Source organism: Pantoea sp. GL120224-02 (assembly GCF_900215395.1).
GTDB lineage: Bacteria > Pseudomonadota > Gammaproteobacteria > Enterobacterales > Enterobacteriaceae > Pantoea > Pantoea communis.
The window spans coordinates 1,045,871-1,066,399 of record NZ_OBEC01000001.1; the positions used below are offsets into that span (position 1 = coordinate 1,045,871).

Genomic DNA, 20,529 nt, shown 5'->3' on the forward strand with positions numbered 1-20,529 from the left:
TGTGTGCCCTGCTTAGCGAAATCACGTTTCAGAGTGGAAGATTGGCACCAAATACGATAAGGTAAATGGTATGTTGTAACTATGGAGCGTAACATGTCTCGCTATGATCTAGTGGCTGATTTGCACGAGTGCGTCAACGCACTGGAACGCGGTTTAAGTAGCCTGCGCCAGCAAGTCGAACAGCAGCCGTTGCTGATCGCGCGCGCATTCAGCTTGCCCGAAATCGAGAAAGGCCACGAGAATGATGAAATTGAGCGTATCGCAGTGACTCAACATCTCGGGCAGAAAGCGCGAGACATGGCGCTGGCTCACTACTGTCGTCTGTTTATGCAGCATCAGTCGGAAAAACTCAGCACCAAGGCTGCGGTGCGTTTGCCTGGCGCCATCTGTATAGAAGCGGATGAAGCCGTCAGCGAGCACATCAGTCAGCAGGTGGCCAATATCAATGCGCTTAAGCTGCGCCTGGAACACCTGATTACCGTGGAGTCGGGGCTGCCGAGTGAGGCGCGCTTTGAATTTGTTCACCAGCATTTGCGCGGTTTAATCACCCTGAACGCCTATCGCAGTGTGACCCTGCTGCACGCGCCGGATAGCCTGCGCTTTGGCTGGGCCAACAAGAACATCATTAAAAACCTGACCCGTGAAGCCGTGGTCGAGCAGCTGGAACGCAGCCTAAAGGCAAACCGTGCGCAAGCGCCCTGGACGCGCGAACAGTGGGCCGAGAAGGTGCAGCAAGAACTGGAGATGATTTTGTCACTGCCCGTCGATGCCAAACTGAAGATCAAGCGCCCGGTTAAGGTCCAACCGATTGCCCGCGTCTGGCGCGCCAGTAATAAGAAGCAGGTGCAACTCGCCTGCCCTTCACCGCTGCTGGTGCTGTGTCGGGATAAAACTCAGGTACCGATTCTAGGGGAATTGCTGGACTACGATGCCGATAACGTCACGCATCGTCATAAGCCGCTAGCGCAGCCGCTGCATCTGGTCATCCCACGGCTGCACTTGTGGAGTGACAAGCTTTAATGAAGAAGCGGCCCTCAGGCCGCCTCTGTCATCGCCAATCATCGCTGAACCGAGCGGCATTACCCCTCAGTTATCGCAATAATTATTGCTTCATGCTGCCAACCATCTCTTCAGGACGTACCCACTCGTCAAACTGCTCTTCAGTCAGATAACCGAGCTTCAGCGCCGAGCCTTTCAGCGTCAGCCCTTCTTTATGGGCTTTCTTGGCGATTTCCGCCGCTTTGTCATAACCGATATGGGTATTCAGCGCCGTCACCAGCATCAGCGACTCGTTCAGCAACTGATCGATACGCTCGCGCACCGGTTCGATGCCCACTGCACAGTGATGGTTGAAGCTGTCCATCCCGTCGGCCAGCAAGCGAATGGACTGCAGGAAGTTGTGGATCACCATTGGACGGAACACGTTCAACTCAAAGTTGCCCGAAGCACCACCAATATTCACCGCAACATCGTTACCCATCACCTGGCAGCACAGCATGGTCAATGCTTCGCACTGGGTTGGGTTCACTTTACCTGGCATGATGGAGCTGCCCGGTTCGTTCTCTGGAATGGCAAGTTCGCCAATACCACAACGCGGACCCGATGCCAGCCAGCGCACGTCGTTAGCGATCTTCATCAGTGAAGCCGCCAGACCTTTCAATGCGCCATGTGCATGCACCAGCGCATCACAGGTTGCCAGCGCTTCAAATTTATTCGGCGCAGTCACAAACGGTTGCTGTGTCAGATCGGCCAGCGCTTTCGCCACGCGTACCGCATACTCGGGATGGGTGTTTAAACCGGTGCCTACGGCGGTGCCACCCAGTGCCAGTTCGGCCACGTGTGGAATGCTGTGTTCGATGTGCTTGAGGTTATGTTCCAGCATTGCCACCCAGCCAGAAATTTCCTGGCCCAGCGTCAATGGCGTGGCATCTTGCAGGTGGGTACGACCAATCTTCACGATGTCTTTAAAGGCTTCAGACTTCTCGCTCAGGGTCTTTTTCAGCACATGAATCTGCGGAATCAGCTGCTCCCGCACGGCGATGACCGCGGCCACGTGCATGGCGGTGGGGAACACATCGTTGGAGCTTTGGCTCTTATTGACGTCGTCGTTTGGGTGCACCAAACGCGACATGCCACGCTCGCCGCCGAGAATTTCACTGGCGCGGTTGGCCAGCACTTCGTTCATGTTCATGTTGGTCTGGGTACCGGAACCGGTCTGCCAGATGGCCAGCGGAAACTCTTCACTGTGTTTATCAGCCAGCACTTCGTCAGCCGCTTTCAGAATCGCTTCTGCACGCTCAGCCGGAAGCAGGCCGAGATCGCGGTTCACCTGTGCTGCAGCGCGTTTGGTCAACGCCAAAGCATGCACCAGTGCAACGGGCATCTTCTCGGTTGAGATACGGAAATGCTCCAGCGAACGCTGGGTTTGTGCCCCCCACAACTTATCTGCCGGTACTTCGATCGGTCCCATTGAATCTTTTTCAATGCGATTCGCTGCCATGACTACGTCTCCTTAGCTCAGATTAGAGGTTTCCGCTCAGGTCGTTTTCCCGCGACGCCGTTGAGCGAGCAAGATTGTCACACACAAGAAATTAACATTATGCGAGCCCATCGCGTTTATTGCACTTGTTGATGTATTTTGTATGGCACTTTCTGCTTTAATAAGCCTATTTACTTACGGTTATTAAGGGTAAACGATGCAAAAAATGAACAATTCGCTGCAAAATTACGCTTGGGGCAGCAAAACTGCGCTGACCGAACTTTACGGCATTGAGAACCCACAAGGATTACCGATGGCGGAACTGTGGATGGGCGCCCATCCGAAGAGCCCGTCAACCGTTGAGATCAAAGGTGAAACACGTTCCCTGCGCGATGTCATCAATGATGACCAAACCGCAGCCTTAGGCGCGGCCGTCGCACAGCGTTTTGGTGAGTTGCCGTTTTTGTTTAAGGTGCTGTGTGCCGATCAGGCCTTATCGATTCAGGTTCACCCAAGCAAAGCCGCAGCCGAAGAGGGATTTGCGCGCGAGAATGCCGCCGGTATTCCGATTGGCGCTGCTGAGCGCAACTATAAAGACGCGAATCACAAGCCGGAACTGGTGTATGCCCTGACCCCATTCCAGGCGATGAACGGCTTCCGCGAGATGCACGAAATCGTCTCACTGCTTGAGCCGGTGGCCGGTGCCCATCCGCAGATCGCTCACTTCCTCGAAAAACCTGATGAGGTAAGCCTCGCCAAACTGTTCTCCACCCTGCTGTCGTTAAAAGACGAGCCTAAATCACTGGCGTTGGCGGTGCTGAAATCTGCACTTAACTCGCGTAGTGGCGAACCCTGGCAGACCATCAAAAGCATTGCGGCTGATTATCCGGACGATACCGGCTTGTTCTCGCCGTTGTTGCTGAACGTCATCACCCTGCAGCCTGGCGAAGCCATGTTCCTGTTTGCCGAGACGCCGCATGCCTATTTAGAAGGGGTGGCACTCGAAGTCATGGCGAATTCCGATAACGTTCTGCGCGCGGGTCTGACACCGAAATTCATCGATATTCCAGAGTTGATGGCGAACCTGAAGTTTGAGGCCAAACCGGCTGCCACGCTGTTGACGCAGCCTCAGCAAGTGGGCGACACGCTGAACTTCCCAATTCCGGTGGACGATTTTGCCTTTGCCATCCACGCTCTTTCCCCCACACCACAGCCGTTAGCGCAACAGAGTGCGGCGCTGCTGTTCTGTATCGAAGGTCAGGCGGTGATTGAGAAGTCAGGTGAGCAACTGCTGTTGAAGCCCGGTGAATCATGCTTCGTTGCCGCCAATGAATCCCCGGTTAATGCCGCAGGTACAGGACGCCTGGCGCGGGTTTATAACGCGCTCAGCTGATCCGGCTGACGATACCAGCATTAACTGCTATTCTTTCAAACTATTACTTTAAAACGCCTGCGGGCGTTTTTCTTCACCGCCGCCCCCAAGCAGCGGCGTGCGGACCCAAGGATAAGGACGACTCAGCGATGAAAAAGACCAAGGTTGCCGTAGGTGTAATTGTAGCGATCGGCGTGATCTGGACAGGCGCGGCCTGGTTTACCGGCAAGCAGCTGGAAAGCCATATGGATCAGATGTTGCAGAACGCCAACACCCAGCTTAATGCCTATGCACCGAACGCTCGCCTGACGCTTAGCTACCAGGATTACCAGCGCGGCATCTTCAGCAGCAAAACTAAGCTGGTGATTCAGGCCAGTTCACAGACGGAAGACAACCCGCTGCTGAAGCCGGGTCAAAGCATCGTGCTGAACGAAACCATCGACCATGGTCCCTTCCCCTTTGCACAGTTGAAGCGCGGCAGCCTGATTCCGAGCATGGCTTCGGTGCATACCGAGCTGGAAAACACCGATGCGGTGAAGAAACTGTTTGAACTCACCAACGGTAAATCGCTGGTGACCGCTGATACGCGCGTCGGGTACAGCAGTGCCACTGACACGGCACTGGATCTGCTGGCGGTGGATTATAACAACGCGCAGACCGGCGACCGCTTTGCCACCAACGGCGGCACCCTGGAAATCAGCGCCGACAGCAAGGGCGATAAAGTCAGTCTGAATGGCGATTTCTCCAGCATCGCTGTTACCAGCAAAAACCAGGTTGAGCAGCCGGTGCTGTTTACCCTTAACGGCCTGAAGCTGAAGGGTGATACCCATCTCAGCCCGGAAGGTGTGCGCGTGGGGGATCAGTCCATCAGTCTGGATAAACTCGACGCCAGCATTAACGGTCAGGAAGGTTTGTCATTGCAGAAGCTGGACACCCAATCCTCCTTCGATAATAAAGATGGCAAAATCGGCGGCGATCTGAATATGAACGTCGGCAACATCAGCCTGCAGAAGCAGCCGTTCGGCGAAGCTAAGCTGGCGATGAAGTTTGCGCAGTTTGATGCGCAAGCGGTGAAAACCTTCTCGGACAGCTACAACGCGCAGATGCAGGCACTGCTGAACCAGCCAGGTTTAGTCGAGGATCCCGTCCGCTATCAGGCTAGCGTGCAGACCATCCTGAAGAATAACCTGCCGACGCTGCTGAAGGGTTCACCGACCGTCAGCATCGCGCCGCTGAGCTGGAAAAACGATAAAGGGGAAAGTACCTTTAACCTCAGCATCGGCTTTAACGATCCCGCTACCGTCACCGGTGAAGCGCAGACGTTGGGCGCAGCAGTGGATCGCGTGCTGAAAACCCTGGATGGCAAACTGAACATCAATATGCCAATGGCTACCGAAGCGATGCGTCATGTGGGGCTGGCTGAAGGTTATCAGAGCGACGATGCGCAGAAGCTGGCGGACCAGCAGGTGAAAGGTCTGGCGGCAATGGGCCAGATGTTCCGTCTGACGCAGCAGCAGGATGATAACATCACCACCAGCCTGCAATATGGCAACGGTCAGGTGACTATGAACGGCGACAAGATGTCACTGGAGCAGTTCCTGTCACGCTATATGCTGGGCGCGCAGACCAGCGAAGGGATGCCTGAGTAACAGCGATATACCCGCGGCGCGAGCTATCGCGCCGCTAAACGCCCCGCACCAACTGCGGCGGCACAATCAGCGTTTGCACTTCCGCATCCGGTTTCGCCAGTCGTTGCAGCATCCTTTCCCCCGCTCGCCTTCCCACATCACGCGCTTCACTACTGACAAACGTTAGCGAGGAGTCATACGACTCGCGTAGCGGATCGTCATTAAAGCCGACCAGCGCCAGCTTTTGCGTGAAGTAGCTGTCCACCGCATCTTCGCCCAGCGAGCGTCCGCTGTGGATCGCACCAAAATAGCAGCCGAGCGTGGTACTGGCGTTATGGGCAATGATAGCGGTGATGCGCGGATGGTGATGCAGCAGGTCCTGCGTCAATGCCGATACGCTCTGCTGCCGATCGTCGCACTCAATGATCCAGTCTGGACGAAACGGTAAGCCGTATTGCAACAGGGTCGCACAATAGCCGCCAATACGTTCCGCGCGCGTTAGAGAAGAACCCAATCCGCCGACCCACGCGATACGCTGATGCCCCTGACGGATCAGATATTCGGTGGCGATGCGCGCCGCCTGGCTGTTATCCGGACGCAAGGAATCGACCTTATCGAGGCTACTGGCCCGCGCGGCGCAAATGAGTGCAATCTGTTGCTCATGCGCCTGCGCGACCAGCGTATCCGCCTGCGCAACGGCACCACCCAACACAATGCCATCCGCGCCCTGTGCGGCCAGGGAATCGAAGCAGCGTTGCAGATGCTGCCCGTGTTGTCCGCTTTGCGTCAGAACCAACACTTTTCCCTGCTGCTCCAGCACTTCACTCAGCCCCGCCGTCATCGCCGCATAAAACGGCTGGCTGAGATCGCGCACAATCAAACCTATGACACCACTCTCACCGCCACGCAGGATGGAAGCTGAACGGTTACGTACGTAACCCAACTGTTCAATCGCCTGATTAACCCGCTCGGCCGTGGCGGAAGAGATACGTCCTTTACCGGACAGCACCAGAGAGACTGTCGATACCGATACGCCAGCCGCCTGCGCGACATCGTGAATAGTGGTTTTAGGCTGTGACATCCGGTTCCGTTTCCAACAACTGATGAAGAAACAAAGAGGTAAATCGTTACACTGATTCACGCAAAAATAAAGCCTGGGATTAGTCACGCTTTGTGACTATAGCCGCAAAACTGCTTGGTAAAACGTTTTATCATTCTTTACCATTTTGATAATTTGCCGCTTTTTAACCAGGAGAGACTATGTCCGCCAGCCGACCCAAAATGTCACTTTGGGAATTTTTCCAGAGTCTGGGTAAAACCTTTATGTTGCCCGTTGCCCTGCTGTCGTTCTGCGGCATTTTGCTCGGGATCGGTAGTTCACTGAGCAGCCACGATGTGCTGACGCTGATTCCGATGCTCGATCAGCCGTTCCTGCAATATCTGTTTATCTGGATGGCGAAGCTGGGTTCATTTGCCTTCAGTTATCTGCCGGTGATGTTCGCGATTGCGATTCCACTGGGCATGGCGCGGGAGAACAAAGGCGTCGCTGCCTTTGCCGGTTTTGTCGGCTACGCAGTGCTAAACCTGAGCGTGAACTTCTGGCTCAATATCAATGGCATTCTGCCAACCACCGACGCAGCGGTGCTGAAAGCCAACAACGTACAAAACATCCTTGGCATTCAGTCGATCGACACCGGTATTCTCGGCGCGGTGATTGTTGGTGTGGTGGTGTTCTGGCTGCATGAACGCTTCCACAATATCCGTCTGCCGGATGCGCTGGCCTTCTTCGGCGGTACGCGCTTTGTGCCGATTGTCACCACCGTGGTGATGGGCTTACTCGGCTTAGTGGTGCCTCTGATTTGGCCATTCTTTGCGCGCGCCATCACCGGCCTCGGCTGGATGATCAACAGTGCGGGTGAATTTGGCCCGATGATCTTCGGCACCGGCGAACGTCTGCTGCTGCCGTTTGGTCTGCAACATATTCTGGTGGCAATTATTCGCTTCACCGATGCGGGCGGCACGCTCGACGTCTGTGGAAAGAGCGTCAGCGGTGCCCTCACCATCTTCCAGGCGCAGCTGGCTTGCCCGGATACCCACGGCTTTGCGGAAAGCGCCACGCGTTTCCTGTCGCAAGGCAAAATGCCGGCCTTCCTCGGTGGTTTGCCGGGTGCCGCACTGGCGATTTATCACTGCGCACGTCCTGAAAATCGTCACAAAATTAAAGGGCTGCTGATTTCGGGTGTGGTGGCTTGCGTGGTCGGCGGGACTACTGAACCGATCGAATTCCTGTTCCTGTTCGTGGCTCCGGTACTGTATTTGATCCACGCCCTGTTGACGGGGCTGGGCTTCACCGTGATGGCGATACTCGGCGTGACCATCGGTAACACCGACGGCAACGTTATCGACTTCTTCGTGTTCGGCGTGCTGCACGGCCTCTCCACCAAATGGTATTGGGTGCCGGTGATTGCGGCAGTGTGGTTCGTGGGCTACTACGCCATCTTCCGTTTTGCTATTACCCGCTTCAATATCAAAACACCGGGTCGCGAAGCAGAAACCAGCAGCGTGGAACAGCAGGTCAGCCGCGCAGGCGTGGGGAAATCAGGCTACAACACCCCGGCGATTCTGGCGGCTCTGGGCGGTGTGGAAAATATCACCTCGCTGGATAACTGCCTGACGCGCCTGCGTCTTACCATTGCGGACATGAGCAAAGTGAACGATGCCGCACTGAAAGCCAATGGCGCAATTGGTGTGGTGCATCTCAACCAAACCAGTCTGCAAGTAGTGATCGGTCCGCAGGTGCAGTCGGTGAAAGATGAAATGGCACACCTGATGAGCGCGACGGTGTCATGATGCAGAGGTTTGATTTCGACCAGGCCGTGGATCGCCACGGCAGCTGGTGCACGCAGTGGGATTTCGTGGCGGACCGCTTCGGTGTGGAGGGCTTATTGCCCTTCACCATCTCCGATATGGATTTCGCCACGGCGCCCTGCATCATTGAGGCCCTGCAACAGCGGTTAAACCATGGCGTCTTGGGCTACAGCCGCTGGCAGCACAAGGACTTTACCTCGGCCATTCAATATTGGATGAAGAATCGTTTTGCCACAGAGGTTGAGGCGCAATCGCTGGTTTACGGCCCGTCGGTGATTTACATGGTGGCGCAATTGCTGCGCCACTGGACCAAACCCGGCGATGAAGTGCTGATTCATACGCCCGCCTACGAAGCGTTTTATCACACCATCAACGGTAATCAGCGCCGCGTGCTGGAACTGCCGCTACAGCGCCAGGGTAATGACTGGCAGTGTGATATGGCGCAGCTGGAACCGCTGCTGGCGCGACCCGATTGCAAAGTGATGCTGCTGTGCAGCCCGCACAATCCTACCGGCAAAGTGTGGCGGCGTGAGGAGTTGCAGCAAATGGCCGCGCTCTGTGCGCGTCACGATGTGAAAGTGATCAGCGATGAGATCCATATGGATATGGTGTTGGGCGACGCACACCACACCCCGTGGAGCCAGGTGGCGCAATCTTCCTGGGCGTTATTCACGTCGGCATCAAAGAGTTTCAACATTCCGGCGTTGACCGGCGCGTGGGGCATCATTCCGCATGAAGCCGATCGCCAGGCGTGGTTCCACGCACTGAAGCAGCAGGATGGTTTATCGTCACCGGCGGTGATGGCCGTCACGGCGACCATTGCCGCGTATCGTGAAGGTTCAGCCTGGCTGGATGCACTGCGCGATTATTTGCAGGCGAATATGCAGCACATCGCGCAACGACTGAATGCCGCGTTTCCTGCGCTGAGCTGGCAGCCCCCTGCCGCCACCTATCTGGCATGGATTGATCTCACTCCGCTCGGTATTGATGAGCAGGCACTGCAACAGCAGCTGATTCATCAGTACAAGGTGGCGATCATGCCGGGTTCGACTTACGGTGATGCCAGCCGCGGTTATCTGCGCCTCAACGCGGGTTGTCCACGTAGCAAGCTGGATGACGGGCTGGATCGCCTGATTGCGGCTTTAAAATCGTATTAAATGCGCTCGGATGCTGATTAATTCAGCATCCATTTCACGACTTGCGCAAATCACTGGCGCTGTTGCGCAAGATGTTTTTATAATGCTCTGCACTTTATGAAACTTTAGCGAGTGCGACATGATTGACCTGAAACTCCCCCTGACCGACATCCACCGCCACCTTGATGGCAACATCCGCGCACAAACCATTCTTGATTTAGGTCGCCAGTTTAATCTCGCGCTGCCAGCCAACTCGCTCGACGATCTACGTCCGCATGTGCAAGTGACGGCCAATGAACCCGATCTGGTGAGCTTCCTGCAGAAGCTGGATTGGGGCGTGAAAGTGCTGGGCGATTTAGATGCCTGCCGCCGCATTGCGCTGGAAAACGTGGAAGATGCCGCACGCGCCGGTATTCACTATGCGGAACTGCGTTTCTCACCAGGATATATGGCGATGACGCATAACCTGCCGATTGCCGGTGTAGTGGAAGCCGTGATTGATGGCGTGCGCGCTGGCGTAAAACAGTATGGCGTGGATGTGAACCTGATCGGCATTATGAGCCGTACCTTTGGTGATGAAGCCTGCCTGCGCGAACTGGAAGGTTTGCTGGCACACCGCGATGGCATTACCGCCGTCGATCTGGCTGGTGATGAGCTCGGCTTCCCGGGCAGTGAGTTCCTCAGCCACTTCAATCGCGCGCGTGATGCTGGTTTCCGTATTACCGTGCACGCCGGTGAAGCTGCTGGCCCGGAAAGCATCTGGCAGGCGATTCGCGAACTCGGCGCGGAGCGTATTGGCCATGGTGTGAAAGCGATTGAAGACCGCGCGCTGATGGATTTCCTGGCTGAGCAGCGCATTGGTATCGAATCCTGCATGACCTCGAACATTCAGACCAGCACGGTAGCTTCACTGGCCACTCATCCGCTCAAAGCCTTCCTGCAACACGGTATTCTCGCCACCATCAACACCGATGATCCGGCAGTTCAGGGTATTGAGCTGGCGCATGAGTATGAGCACGCTGCGCCGCAGGCAGGACTCACCGCCGAAGAGATGCGCCAGGCGCAGGAAAATGGTGTGACAATTGCCTTCCTCAGCGATGCAGAGAAAGCTGCACTGCGTCAGCGCGTGGCGGGATAACGCGCCTTAAAGTAAAAAAGGTGCGCATTGCTGCGCACCTTTTTAATCAAGCCGCACCTGGGTGAACTGAGCTTTTATAGCATCGGTTCCCGCAGGGTGCGCTTTCGTTTTATCACTTCAGCGACATCGTCTGGCGCTTCTCAGCGGACTGTAAACCGAGTTCAATCAGCTCCATCACCTGAATCGCCTCTTCAGCCTGTACCGGATTATCACCGGTGCCCGCAATCGCATCACGAATTGCCGCGTAGTATGCCGGATAGTTACCCGGCAGCGTCAGCAGCTCTTTCTCCACCATCACATCGCCTTCTGCCAGCGTCAGGGTACCGTTGCGCATGTCGTAGCCCCAGTCTTCCTGCGGTGGACGTTCACCCGCTTTCAGACGATCTTCCTGCGGATCCAGGCCGTATTTGACATAGCTGCCCCGCGTGCCGTGCACCACAAAGCGTGCAGATTCAGCCGCCACCAACATGCTGGCATGTAACACCACGCGACGAGTGGGATAAGTCAGTACTGCGTGGAAATAATCGGTGGTTTGCGCTCCCGGGCGCAGTTCAGCCATATCCACATTGATCGCCACCGGCGGACCAAATAATTGCAGCGCCTGGTCCAACACATGCGGTCCAAGATCAAACCAGATACCGCTGCCCGGGCCTTTCATCTCACGCCAGCGCTGACGAACTTCAGGGCGGAAGCGATCAAAATGCGATTCGAGATAACGCACATCACCTAAGGCGCCATCAGCCAGCAAAGTTTTCAGCGTCAGGAAGTCACTGTCCCAACGACGATTGTGGAATACGGAGAGCAGCAGCCCTTTGGCCTTGGCCAGTGCATCCAGCTCACGCGCTTGTGACAGTGTCACGGTAAACGGTTTATCCACCACCACATGTTTACCGGCATTCAGTGCCGCTTTGGCTAACGGGAAGTGAGTATCATTTGGCGTCGGTATCACAATCAGTTGCAGTGTCGGGTCATCCAGCAGGGCTTGTGGATCAGAGACCACCTGCACCGAGGGCCAATCTGCATGCACCTTGCTGGCATCGCTGCTGGAGACGGCTGCCAGTTCAACGCCTGGCGTACCGACGATCAAAGGAGCATGAAAGGTTTTGCTGGCAAAACCGTAGCCAATCAGGCCGACACGTAATTTATCGCTCATTCTCATTCCTCTTGTTCGTTACCAGACTGATTTAAGACGAATCAGCCAGTAACAACAAGGCGGAATCACCTGAAAACTCAGGAGATAGCACTCCGTGCCGGTTGCCAGCTTTCCTGCGCCACCAGGGCATCGTGCGCATCCTGACTGCGACGGCGGAAATCACTGGGGCTGACGCCGACCCGTTTGCGGAACACGCGAGAGAAATAGAGCTGATCGTCATAACCCACTTCGCGCCCGACCGAGGCAATGGGCTCCTGCGTGGTTTGCAGTAACAGTTTGGCGCGGATGACGCGCTGATCTTCGCGCCAGCGCAGCAGATTAATCCCCATCTGTTCGCGAAACAGATGCGCCAGTCGTGACGGGGAAAGACACACATGCCGCGCCACTTCCTCGATTTTTACTTCGCTTGCCAGATGGTTGGTGACGTATTGGCAGGCTTCAATCACGCGCGGATCGCGAATTTGCTGATGACTGCGCGGATCCTCCTCCACCGCACGCAGCAGCAAGCGCTCCAGCAGATTCATCGCCAGTTCCTCGGCAAAGCGACGGCCTGAATTGTGGGTTTGCTCAATGCTGGCAAACAGACGATCAAACTCGGCACGTTGCGCTTCCGGCAAGCGTAACCGCCCCACGCCCTGGCTCTCATCCTGCCACTGCAACCAGTCCGTCCAGTATGCCCGTGGACGGAAATAGACCCAGCGGTGGAACCAGCATGAGCTGTCTGGTGAACGGCCATAGTAGTGCGGGGTTTTAGGCTGGAACAGCAGCAAGTCACCGGGTTCGCAGTCAAACGCCGATTCGCCATCAAAAATGCGGCCCTGACCTTTGATGGTCAGATTAAGGATGTAACCCTTCATGCCGAGCGGTCGGTCGATAAAGAAGTCCAGCTGATCGTTGGCATTGATCGGTGTTAAGCCCGCCACCAGCCAGGCATTGAACGGATAGCCGGGTAGCAGTGGGTTCTGCTGCTCACCAGGGGGTTCACGATGATACATAGTGCCTCACGGTAACCTGTAAATGCGCAGTGCCGCGCGCCAGAAGGGCGACCCACTGGCCGCCCTGCATCATTTTTACGGCTGGAATCAGGCCGCTTTGTTTTTCTGTTTGTAGCGGTCAAAAATCACCGCCGCTAACAGTATCAAACCGCGCACCACATACTGTGAGAATGGCGAGATATTCAATAAATTCATCGCATTCTCAACCGTACCCAGAATCAGCACGCCCGCCACCACATAAGAGATCTTACCGATGCCACCTTTCAGCGAAACGCCGCCCAGCACACAGGCTGAAATCACGATCAATTCATAACCGAGTGAAGTCATCGGCTGACCACTGGTCATGCGCGAGGCCAGAATAATGCCCGCCGCTGCCGAAACCAGTCCCGAAAGAATGAAGATAATGATGCGGGTACGCACCACCGGCACCCCGGCCAGGCGAGCCGCTTCTTCATTACCGCCAATCGCCAGCGTGTTGCGGCCAAAGGTGGTTTTATTCAGCACGAAACCAAACACAATCATGGTGGCGATGGTGAGCCAGATCGGCGCTGGCAAGCCGAGCCAGTTGGCATAACCGAGGGTGAAGAAGCGTTCATCCTCGATGCCGACCGCTTTACCGTCAGAGAAGATATAGGCCAGACCACGCACAATCTGCATCGTCGCCAGCGTGGTGATCAGCGCATTGATCTTCAGCCGGGCAATCACGAAGCCGTTGATGAATCCGGTGACCATGCCGAGTATCAAACCGGCCGCAACGCCCAGCCACAGACTCTCCGTCATGTTGATCACCACGGCGGTTACCACACCGGCACAGGCGATGACCGAGGCTACGGAAAGGTCAAAATCGCCTGACGCGAGGCAGAACAACATGCCGCAGGCCACCATGCCGGACATCGACATGGCAAGCCCCAGCCCTTTCATATTGATGAACGTGCCAAAGTTGGGTACGAAGATGGCGCAAACGATAAACAGCAGCGCGAAGACCACCAGCATGCCGAAGTTATCCCAAATACGCCCCAGCTGAAGGCCGTTACGCTGCACCGGTGGCGTGTTGGAAGTGGTAGATGAAGCCATTGTTGCTCTCCTTTACATCAGGCCACGGCGGCCGCTTGAGGGGTTTTCGGCATCGCCAGGCTCAGCGTCAGCTGCTCCGTGGCCGCGTCGTGTGGCAGTTCTCCGGCAATTTCTCCTTCACGCATCACCACGATGCGGTCAGCCAGGCCCATCACTTCGGGCAAATCGCTGGAGGCAAACAGCACCGCGATCCCTTTATTTGCCAGTTGGTATATCAGGTTGTAGATCTCATGCTTGGCACCCACATCAATACCTCGCGTCGGCTCATCCAGCAGAATCACGTTCATCTCTTCGGACAACCAGCGACCCAGAATAGCCTTCTGCTGATTGCCCCCTGACAGGTTCATGATCAGCTGCTGCGGGCCTGGCGTTTTGATATTCAATGAGCGGATGTGAAGATCGGCGTTTTTCGCCTCCCAGCCGGGTTTAATCAGACAACCCGCCGTGAGGTTATGGCGGCGCGCGCTGATATTGATGTTGTCGCGCACCGAGTGCACCGGAATAATCCCTTCGGATTTACGATCCTCCGGGCACAGCATGATGCCCGCGCGGATCGCATCGATCGGCTGACGGATGTTGAGCTTTTTGCCATCCAGCGACACGCTGCCGCCGCGCAGTTTGGTGGCTCCAAACAGCCCTTTCATCAATTCGCTGCGCCCCGCACCTACCAGACCAAACAGGCCGACGATTTCACCGGCTCGTACCGTGAGCGAAATCGGCATACGCACGCCCTTGGCTTCGACCTGATCGAGCTGCAAACGCACTTTGCCCAAGGCGCGCGGCGCATAGCCGTAGATATCGCCAAGGTTACGACCGACCATCGCCTGCACCAGGTCGTCATGATGCGTATTCGGCATATCAGTGAAAGTGCGCACATAGCGACCATCTTTGAACACGGTGATGGCATCGCTCAGGGCAAAGATCTCCTCCATACGGTGCGACACATACAGCACCGTACGGCCCTGATCGCGCAGCTGACGAATGACGCGGAACAGATGCTCGATTTCACGCGCTGAAAGTGAACTGGTCGGCTCATCAAAAGCGATAATGCGCGCATTGCGCGCCAGCGCTTTGGCGATCTCCACCATTTGCCACTGGCCGAGCGACAGATATTTCAGCGGCATATCAGGATCGATATCCATGCCGAGATTTTTAAGCTGCAAATCCGCTTCGTAGCGCAGCAGTTTGCGATTCACCAACCCACGTTTGTGCGGCAGCTGGCCGAGATAGATGTTCTCCGCCACGCTCATCTCCGGCACCAGATGCAGTTCCTGATAGATGATCGCTACGCCCGCATCCAGCGCATCCACGGTGTTGTTGAAGCTTTTCACTTCACCTTTGATGCGAATCTCACCTTCAGTCGGCTGATAACTGCCGCTGAGAATCTTTAACAGCGTGGACTTTCCCGCGCCGTTTTCGCCCATCAGCGCATGCACTTCCCCGGCGCGGCACTGGAATGAGATATCCTGCAGCGCCTTCACGCCCGGAAAGGTTTTACTGATGCCATGAAAGGACAGAAAAGCTTGATCAGTTTCCATGGAAACTCCTCTTCGCCTCCATCTTTCGCGCCGTTGCTGGGTTGTCTTCGCGCTTTGCCCCAGCCATCAATGAAACGGGAGCAAACGCGATGGCTAACCTGCTGCAACACCCGGGATGGAGGCTGCGTTTATCAATCAGGCGACTTACATCAGCCCTTTCTTCGCCAACTCAGTTTTGAAGTTGTCGCGGGTAATCAGCACCACATCGGTGACTTCGGTGAATTTCGCGGGCTCTTCGCCTTTGGTCACCCAGTTGTAGAGCATCTGGCTGCTCTTATAACCGTGCACATCCGGGCTGGGCAGCAGCGAACCGTAGAAGCCGGTTGGTGCGCCTTTAGACAGCTCGCTCACCGCGTCCACACCGTTGATGCCAATGCCAATCACGTCGGGCGCTTTAAAGCCCTGGCCTTCGGTCGCGCGCACGCCACCCAGCACGGTGTTGTCATTCATGCCGACAATCAGCCAGTGTTTCACTTCTGGATGCTGCACCAGCAGCGAGTTACCGGCATCAAATGCCCCCGGAATATCGTTAGATTTGGTCGGCACCTGATAGATCTGTTTCTCCGGGAATCCGGCGGCTTTCAGGGCGTCCATCGAACCGCCAGTGCGACGACGCGCAGTGTCCAGCTCATTGGCGGTAATCGCCATGACGCCGGTCTCTTTCGCATCCCAGCCGCGCTTCTGCATCTCTTTGTAGAGTTCCTGACCCTGGCGCTCACCGATTTTGGTTGCGGCCATCATCACCAGCGGCACGGTGTCCATTGGCTTGCCTTTGGCGGTAACAAACTGGTCATCAACCGCAATCACTTTCAGGCCATAGCTACGCGCTTTCGCCACGATGGCTGAACCCAACTTCGGGTCCGGGGTGCAAATCACGAAGCCTTTGGCCCCGCTTGCCGCCAGGCTATCAATGGCATTCAGGGTTTTCTCACCGTCGGGTACGGCAATTTTGATCACGTCAAAGCCAAGATCTTTGCCAGCCTTATCTGCGAACTTCCATTCGGTCTGGAACCAGGGTTCCTCCGGTTGTTTGACGAGGAAACCGAGTTTCATGGTCTCGGCGATAGCGGATTGTGACATAACCGCGGCGAGACCTACCGCCGCCAGCGCTTTAGTGAATTTATGCATGATGCTCTCCGGCACAATGATGTTTTATCGCTGTTAATAACGAATCGGTGTAAACGCTACCAATTGGATTTCACGTTTGGGTACAGCGCAAAATCAGCGCGTTAGCTCAAAGGTTGTACAAAGGCTGTGCAAACGCTGGGCTAGTTGTAGCGGTAATGGCGAAGAAAAATGTAGAGCGGTATCACATCCCAAAACGATGACTAATTCCTCCATATATTCAGCGAAATTAACCAGTCATTAACTTTTGCTGCCGATCACAGAACGGTTCCGATGACAGAAAAGTGCATATTCTCAGCCAGCGATGACTAACCGCTTATGCACCCGCATTCCAGGATAGAGCCAGATAACTCACACAGGAGAATCCCAATGGGTGCTGGCGCCATAACAATTGGGCTGGATTTTGGCAGTGACTCGGTGCGTGCCCTCGCCGTGGACTGCCACAGTGGTAAAGAGCTGGAAAAGGCGGTGGTGAACTACCCACGCTGGGCGAAGGGAGAATTCTGTGACGCACATGCCAACCGTTTTCGTCATCATCCTCAAGACTATATCGACGCGCTGGAGCAGGCGGTGGTCGCGGTGGTGCAAGCGTTAACTCCCGAACAACGCGCTGCCGTGGTGGGGATAGGCGTGGATTCAACGGGTTCAACCCCTGCACCGATTGACCGTGACGGCAACGTGTTAGCCTTGCGCCCGGAATTCGCCACCAACCCCAACGCTATGTTTGTGTTGTGGAAAGATCACACCGCGATTGAAGAAGCGGAAGAGATTAATCAGCTGTGCCGCAACGGTCATTTCACCGATTACACCCGCTATATCGGCGGCGTGTATTCGTCGGAGTGGTTCTGGGCCAAGATTCTGCACGTGTCACGCCAGGATGCAGCAGTGCGTGATGCGGCAGTGTCTTGGGTGGAACTCTGCGATTGGGTACCGGCACTGTTGAGCGGTCGCACTGCCCCGACGCAGCTGCGGCGCGGACGCTGCGCCGCCGGGCATAAATCGCTGTGGCATCCTGAATGGCAGGGTTTACCGCCCGCAGATTTTTTCCGTGCACTCGATCCGATGTTGGTTGAGCAGCTGGATTCTCCATTGTTTACCGACACCTTAACTGCTGATGTACCGGTGGGCACGCTTTCCAGCGAATGGGCGCAGCGTTTGGGATTGTCTGAGCAGGTAATTTTGTCCGGTGGGGCCTTCGACTGTCATATGGGCGCGGTCGGTGCGGGCGCGCAGCCTTATACGCTGGTGAAAGTGATTGGCACCTCAACCTGCGACATTTTAATTGCCGACAGCGAGAAAGTCGGCGATCGCGCCATTAAAGGCATTTGCGGCCAGGTCGATGGCAGCGTGGTACCGGGCGCCATCGGCTGCGAAGCGGGTCAATCGGCGTTTGGTGATATCTACGCCTGGTTTAGCCGCTTGCTGGGCTGGCCGCTGCAGCAGGCGGTGGCGCGCCATCCTGAGTTGCAGCCGCAACTCGCCGAAATGCAGCAGGATTTAATCCGTTCCCTAACTGAAGCCTGGGCCGCCGATCCGCAACTCGATCATCTGCCCGTGGTACTCGATTGGTTCAACGGGCGTCGCACACCGGATGCCAATCAGCGCCTGAAAGGCGTGATCACCGATTTGAATCTTGGCACCGACGCGCCTGCGTTATTTGGTGGTCTGGTGGCCGCCACGGCGTTTGGTGCCCGCGCCATTATGGAGTGTTTCGAGAAGCAGCAGATTCCGGTGGAGAGCATTCTGACGCTCGGCGGTATCGCACGGAAGTCCCCCGCCATTATGCAAGCCTGTTGCGACGTGATGAACCGTCCGCTGGATATCGTGGCTTCTGACGAGTGCTGCGCGCTGGGTGCTGCCATTTTTGCCGCCGTCGCCGCAAACGTGTATGCCGATGTGCCTGCCGCACAGCAGGTGATGGCGAGTCCGATCGCCGTGACCTTGCAGCCCAACAGTCTGCGCGTGGCGGGCTATCAACAACTTTATCAACGCTATCAAAACTGGTGCCAGGCCGCTGAACCTCAGTATGCCGCCCGCGCCACATCCGCTAAGTAAAGGAGCGAGAAATGGAACAGAACGTTTGGTTTGTGATTGGAACGCAGCATCTCTACGGAGCGGAAACCTTGCGCCAGGTTGAACATCACGCACGCCAGGTGATGGACGGATTGAATCAGGCGGGCACACTGCCGGTACCGCTGGTGTTGAAGCCGCTGGTGAAATCACCGGATGAAGCGCTGGCGCTGTGCCGCGAGGCCAATCACGACAATAGTTGTGTCGGCATCATGACCTGGTTACACACCTTCTCACCGGCCAAGATGTGGATTGGTGGGCTGAGTATCCTGAATAAGCCGCTTTTGCAATTCCATACCCAGTTCAACGCAGAAATTCCGTGGGACAGTATGGATATGGACTTTATGAATCTGAACCAGACCGCACATGGCGGTCGAGAGTTCGGCTTTATCGGCGCGCGCATGGGCTTACAGCACAGCGTGGTGACCGGCCACTGGCAGGATAAGACCAGCCAGCAACGCATCGGACGCTGGATCAATGCGGCACTAGCGAAGCAGGCCAGTCAGCAGCTGAAAGTGGCGCGCTTTGGCGACAATATGCGCGAAGTGGCGGTGACCGAAGGCGATAAGGTGGCGGCACAGATTCAGTTTGGTTATTCGGTCAACGGTTGGGGCGTCGGCGATCTCGTTGAGGTGGTGAACAGCGTCAGCGATGGCGATGTGCATGCGCTGATCGATGAATACGAGAGCCAGTATTTGTTCAGCGAGGCTGCCGCCGTGAATGGCGAGAAGCGTCAGAACGTGCTGGATGCGGCGCGCATTGAATTAGGTTTGAAGCGTTTCCTCGATGATGAGGGCTGCAAAGCCTTTACCACTAATTTCCAGACTCTGCACGGCATGACGCAGTTGCCAGGCTTGGCCGTTCAACGTTTGATGGGCCAGGGTTATGGTTTTGCCGGTGAAGGTGACTGGAAGACCGCTGCGCTGCTGCATATTTTGAAGGTGCAAGCCGGGAATCGTGCGGGCGGTACTTCATTTATGGAGGATTACACCTATCACTTCTCACCGGGCAATGATTTGGTGCTGGGTTCACATATGCTGGAAGTGTGCCCATCGATTGCCAAAGAGGTGAAGCCGTTGATTGATGTTCAGTTCCTCGGCATTGGTGGCAAAGCCGATCCGGCGCGCATGATTTTCTCCACGCCAGCCGGTCGCGCGGTGAATGCCAGTGTGATTGATATGGGCGATCGTTTCCGTTTGCTGGTGAATGTGGTAGATGCGATTGAGCAGCCGAAACCGCTCCCGAAATTGCCGGTCGCGCGTGCCTTGTGGCGTGCCCAGCCCTCACTGGCTACCGCTTCCGAGGCATGGATTCTTGCCGGCGGCGCACACCATACGGTGTTTAGTCAGGCACTGGATTTGGATGATATGTACCTGTACGGCGAGCTGAACGGCATCGAGGTGCTGGTAATCGATGAGGATACGCGTTTGCCGGCGTTTAAAGATGCATTGCGCTGGAACGAGGCGTATTACCGGTTAGCGCGCTGATCGTGTTATGACCTGTTGAAGCCGCGTTGAGTCGCGGCTTTTTTGTGGCTAAAACCTGCGATCCAGGCAGCATAGCAACGCCCACCTTTGTCTCCTTTATGCAGGTTCGTTGCGGTTTTTTTGGCGCTGAATTTGAATCGAATTTTCAGGTTTGCACTGACTACAGCAATGACAGTCTCAATTGCACCCTAAAGGCCAGCCCGAAGAGCAAAGCGTTCGCGCCAGGGATGGCGCGGTCGATCTGCATGGATGCGGGGTTCCTTTGCGATCGGGCTGGCCTTTAGGGGGCTTCGCACCGAACCATCAGCAACTCCACCTAACTTACAAAGATGGGTGCTGTGGCTAAAAACGCGCGGTTCAGTCGACAAAGGTGGGCGTTGCGTAAAGTCGGCGTGAATACATCCCTGTAGCCTCGGACGCCGCATCCCTGCGGCGTACGCTTTACTCCACTGCCCACCTTTGTCTC

At 55.9% G+C, this 20,529-nt stretch carries 15 protein-coding genes; 8 read left to right on the forward strand and 7 right to left on the reverse strand.

Translation table 11 applies throughout. From position 1 onward, the window contains the following. Positions 1-93: 93 nt before the first annotated feature. Positions 94-1,020, forward strand: coding sequence for a DNA replication terminus site-binding protein (tus, locus tag CRO33_RS04800; protein ID WP_097117227.1), 927 nt, complete (start codon positions 94-96; stop codon positions 1,018-1,020). An 82-nt stretch (positions 1,021-1,102) separates the two neighbouring features. On the opposite strand, the gene fumC is transcribed toward tus, so the two are convergent. Next, positions 1,103-2,500 carry a class II fumarate hydratase gene (gene fumC / locus CRO33_RS04805; protein ID WP_034827360.1) on the reverse strand — a complete coding sequence of 466 codons (1,398 nt, stop codon included), beginning with the start codon at positions 2,498-2,500 and terminating at the stop codon, positions 1,103-1,105. 196 nt (positions 2,501-2,696) lie between these two features. Between fumC and manA the strand changes: the two genes are divergently transcribed. Then, positions 2,697-3,872, forward strand: coding sequence for a mannose-6-phosphate isomerase (gene manA, locus CRO33_RS04810; protein WP_097117228.1), 1,176 nt, complete (start codon positions 2,697-2,699; stop codon positions 3,870-3,872). 128 nt (positions 3,873-4,000) lie between these two features. Beyond that, positions 4,001-5,500, forward strand: a complete 1,500-nt coding sequence (locus tag CRO33_RS04815; protein WP_097117229.1) for a YdgA family protein — start codon at positions 4,001-4,003, stop codon at positions 5,498-5,500. Positions 5,501-5,534: 34 nt separating this feature from the next. On the opposite strand, the gene malI is transcribed toward CRO33_RS04815, so the two are convergent. Beyond that, positions 5,535-6,560, reverse strand: a complete 1,026-nt coding sequence (gene malI / locus CRO33_RS04820) for a Mal regulon transcriptional regulator MalI (RefSeq protein ID WP_097117230.1) — start codon at positions 6,558-6,560, stop codon at positions 5,535-5,537. A gap of 179 nt (positions 6,561-6,739) precedes the next feature. On the opposite strand from malI, the gene malX reads away from it, so the two are divergent. The 3 genes from malX (at position 6,740) to add (ending at position 10,621) form a co-directional block, all read left to right on the forward strand. After that, entirely contained in the window at positions 6,740-8,329 is a 1,590-nt protein-coding gene (gene malX / locus CRO33_RS04825; protein WP_097117231.1) for a maltose/glucose-specific PTS transporter subunit IIBC, read from the forward strand. Beyond that, positions 8,326-9,504: a MalY/PatB family protein gene (locus tag CRO33_RS04830; RefSeq protein WP_097117232.1), complete on the forward strand. Its 1,179-nt coding sequence runs from the start codon at positions 8,326-8,328 to the stop codon at positions 9,502-9,504. The genes malX and CRO33_RS04830 overlap by 4 nt, the downstream gene beginning before the upstream one ends. A 118-nt stretch (positions 9,505-9,622) precedes the next feature. Then, positions 9,623-10,621 carry an adenosine deaminase gene (gene add, locus CRO33_RS04835; protein WP_034827380.1) on the forward strand — a complete coding sequence of 333 codons (999 nt, stop codon included), beginning with the start codon at positions 9,623-9,625 and terminating at the stop codon, positions 10,619-10,621. A 112-nt stretch (positions 10,622-10,733) separates the two neighbouring features. Here the strand turns inward: add and CRO33_RS04840 are convergent, their stop codons facing one another. From CRO33_RS04840 to CRO33_RS04860, 5 genes are all read right to left on the reverse strand, one after another. Further along, positions 10,734-11,774, reverse strand: a complete 1,041-nt coding sequence (locus CRO33_RS04840) for an oxidoreductase (protein ID WP_034827382.1) — start codon at positions 11,772-11,774, stop codon at positions 10,734-10,736. Between the two features lie 77 nt (positions 11,775-11,851). Beyond that, positions 11,852-12,769: an arabinose operon transcriptional regulator AraC gene (gene araC / locus CRO33_RS04845; RefSeq protein ID WP_097117233.1), complete on the reverse strand. Its 918-nt coding sequence runs from the start codon at positions 12,767-12,769 to the stop codon at positions 11,852-11,854. A gap of 87 nt (positions 12,770-12,856) precedes the next feature. Further along, positions 12,857-13,843 carry an L-arabinose ABC transporter permease AraH gene (gene araH / locus CRO33_RS04850; RefSeq protein ID WP_097117234.1) on the reverse strand — a complete coding sequence of 329 codons (987 nt, stop codon included), beginning with the start codon at positions 13,841-13,843 and terminating at the stop codon, positions 12,857-12,859. 17 nt (positions 13,844-13,860) lie between these two features. Then, positions 13,861-15,381 carry an L-arabinose ABC transporter ATP-binding protein AraG gene (gene araG, locus CRO33_RS04855; RefSeq protein WP_097117235.1) on the reverse strand — a complete coding sequence of 507 codons (1,521 nt, stop codon included), beginning with the start codon at positions 15,379-15,381 and terminating at the stop codon, positions 13,861-13,863. A 144-nt stretch (positions 15,382-15,525) separates the two neighbouring features. Then, positions 15,526-16,509 carry an arabinose ABC transporter substrate-binding protein gene (locus CRO33_RS04860; protein ID WP_034827390.1) on the reverse strand — a complete coding sequence of 328 codons (984 nt, stop codon included), beginning with the start codon at positions 16,507-16,509 and terminating at the stop codon, positions 15,526-15,528. Positions 16,510-16,875: 366 nt separating this feature from the next. Between CRO33_RS04860 and CRO33_RS04865 the strand changes: the two genes are divergently transcribed. Next, entirely contained in the window at positions 16,876-18,561 is a 1,686-nt protein-coding gene (locus tag CRO33_RS04865; protein WP_097117236.1) for a ribulokinase, read from the forward strand. Positions 18,562-18,572: 11 nt separating this feature from the next. Next, positions 18,573-20,063 (forward strand): L-arabinose isomerase, encoded by a 1,491-nt coding sequence (gene araA / locus CRO33_RS04870; RefSeq protein ID WP_097117237.1) that lies wholly within the window; start codon positions 18,573-18,575, stop codon positions 20,061-20,063. The last annotated feature ends 466 nt before the right edge of the window (positions 20,064-20,529 follow it).

Bases quoted from the DNA above. Each gene is read 5' to 3' on its own strand.
- tus (WP_097117227.1), top strand. From the start codon at position 94: ATGTCTCGCTATGATCTAGTGGCTGATTTGCACGAGTGCGTCAACGCA.
- fumC (WP_034827360.1), bottom strand. From the start codon at position 2,500: ATGGCAGCGAATCGCATTGAAAAAGATTCAATGGGACCGATCGAAGTA.
- manA (WP_097117228.1), top strand. From the start codon at position 2,697: ATGCAAAAAATGAACAATTCGCTGCAAAATTACGCTTGGGGCAGCAAA.
- CRO33_RS04815 (WP_097117229.1), top strand. From the start codon at position 4,001: ATGAAAAAGACCAAGGTTGCCGTAGGTGTAATTGTAGCGATCGGCGTG.
- malI (WP_097117230.1), bottom strand. From the start codon at position 6,560: ATGTCACAGCCTAAAACCACTATTCACGATGTCGCGCAGGCGGCTGGC.
- malX (WP_097117231.1), top strand. From the start codon at position 6,740: ATGTCCGCCAGCCGACCCAAAATGTCACTTTGGGAATTTTTCCAGAGT.
- CRO33_RS04830 (WP_097117232.1), top strand. From the start codon at position 8,326: ATGATGCAGAGGTTTGATTTCGACCAGGCCGTGGATCGCCACGGCAGC.
- add (WP_034827380.1), top strand. From the start codon at position 9,623: ATGATTGACCTGAAACTCCCCCTGACCGACATCCACCGCCACCTTGAT.
- CRO33_RS04840 (WP_034827382.1), bottom strand. From the start codon at position 11,774: ATGAGCGATAAATTACGTGTCGGCCTGATTGGCTACGGTTTTGCCAGC.
- araC (WP_097117233.1), bottom strand. From the start codon at position 12,769: ATGTATCATCGTGAACCCCCTGGTGAGCAGCAGAACCCACTGCTACCC.
- araH (WP_097117234.1), bottom strand. From the start codon at position 13,843: ATGGCTTCATCTACCACTTCCAACACGCCACCGGTGCAGCGTAACGGC.
- araG (WP_097117235.1), bottom strand. From the start codon at position 15,381: ATGGAAACTGATCAAGCTTTTCTGTCCTTTCATGGCATCAGTAAAACC.
- CRO33_RS04860 (WP_034827390.1), bottom strand. From the start codon at position 16,509: ATGCATAAATTCACTAAAGCGCTGGCGGCGGTAGGTCTCGCCGCGGTT.
- CRO33_RS04865 (WP_097117236.1), top strand. From the start codon at position 16,876: ATGGGTGCTGGCGCCATAACAATTGGGCTGGATTTTGGCAGTGACTCG.
- araA (WP_097117237.1), top strand. From the start codon at position 18,573: ATGGAACAGAACGTTTGGTTTGTGATTGGAACGCAGCATCTCTACGGA.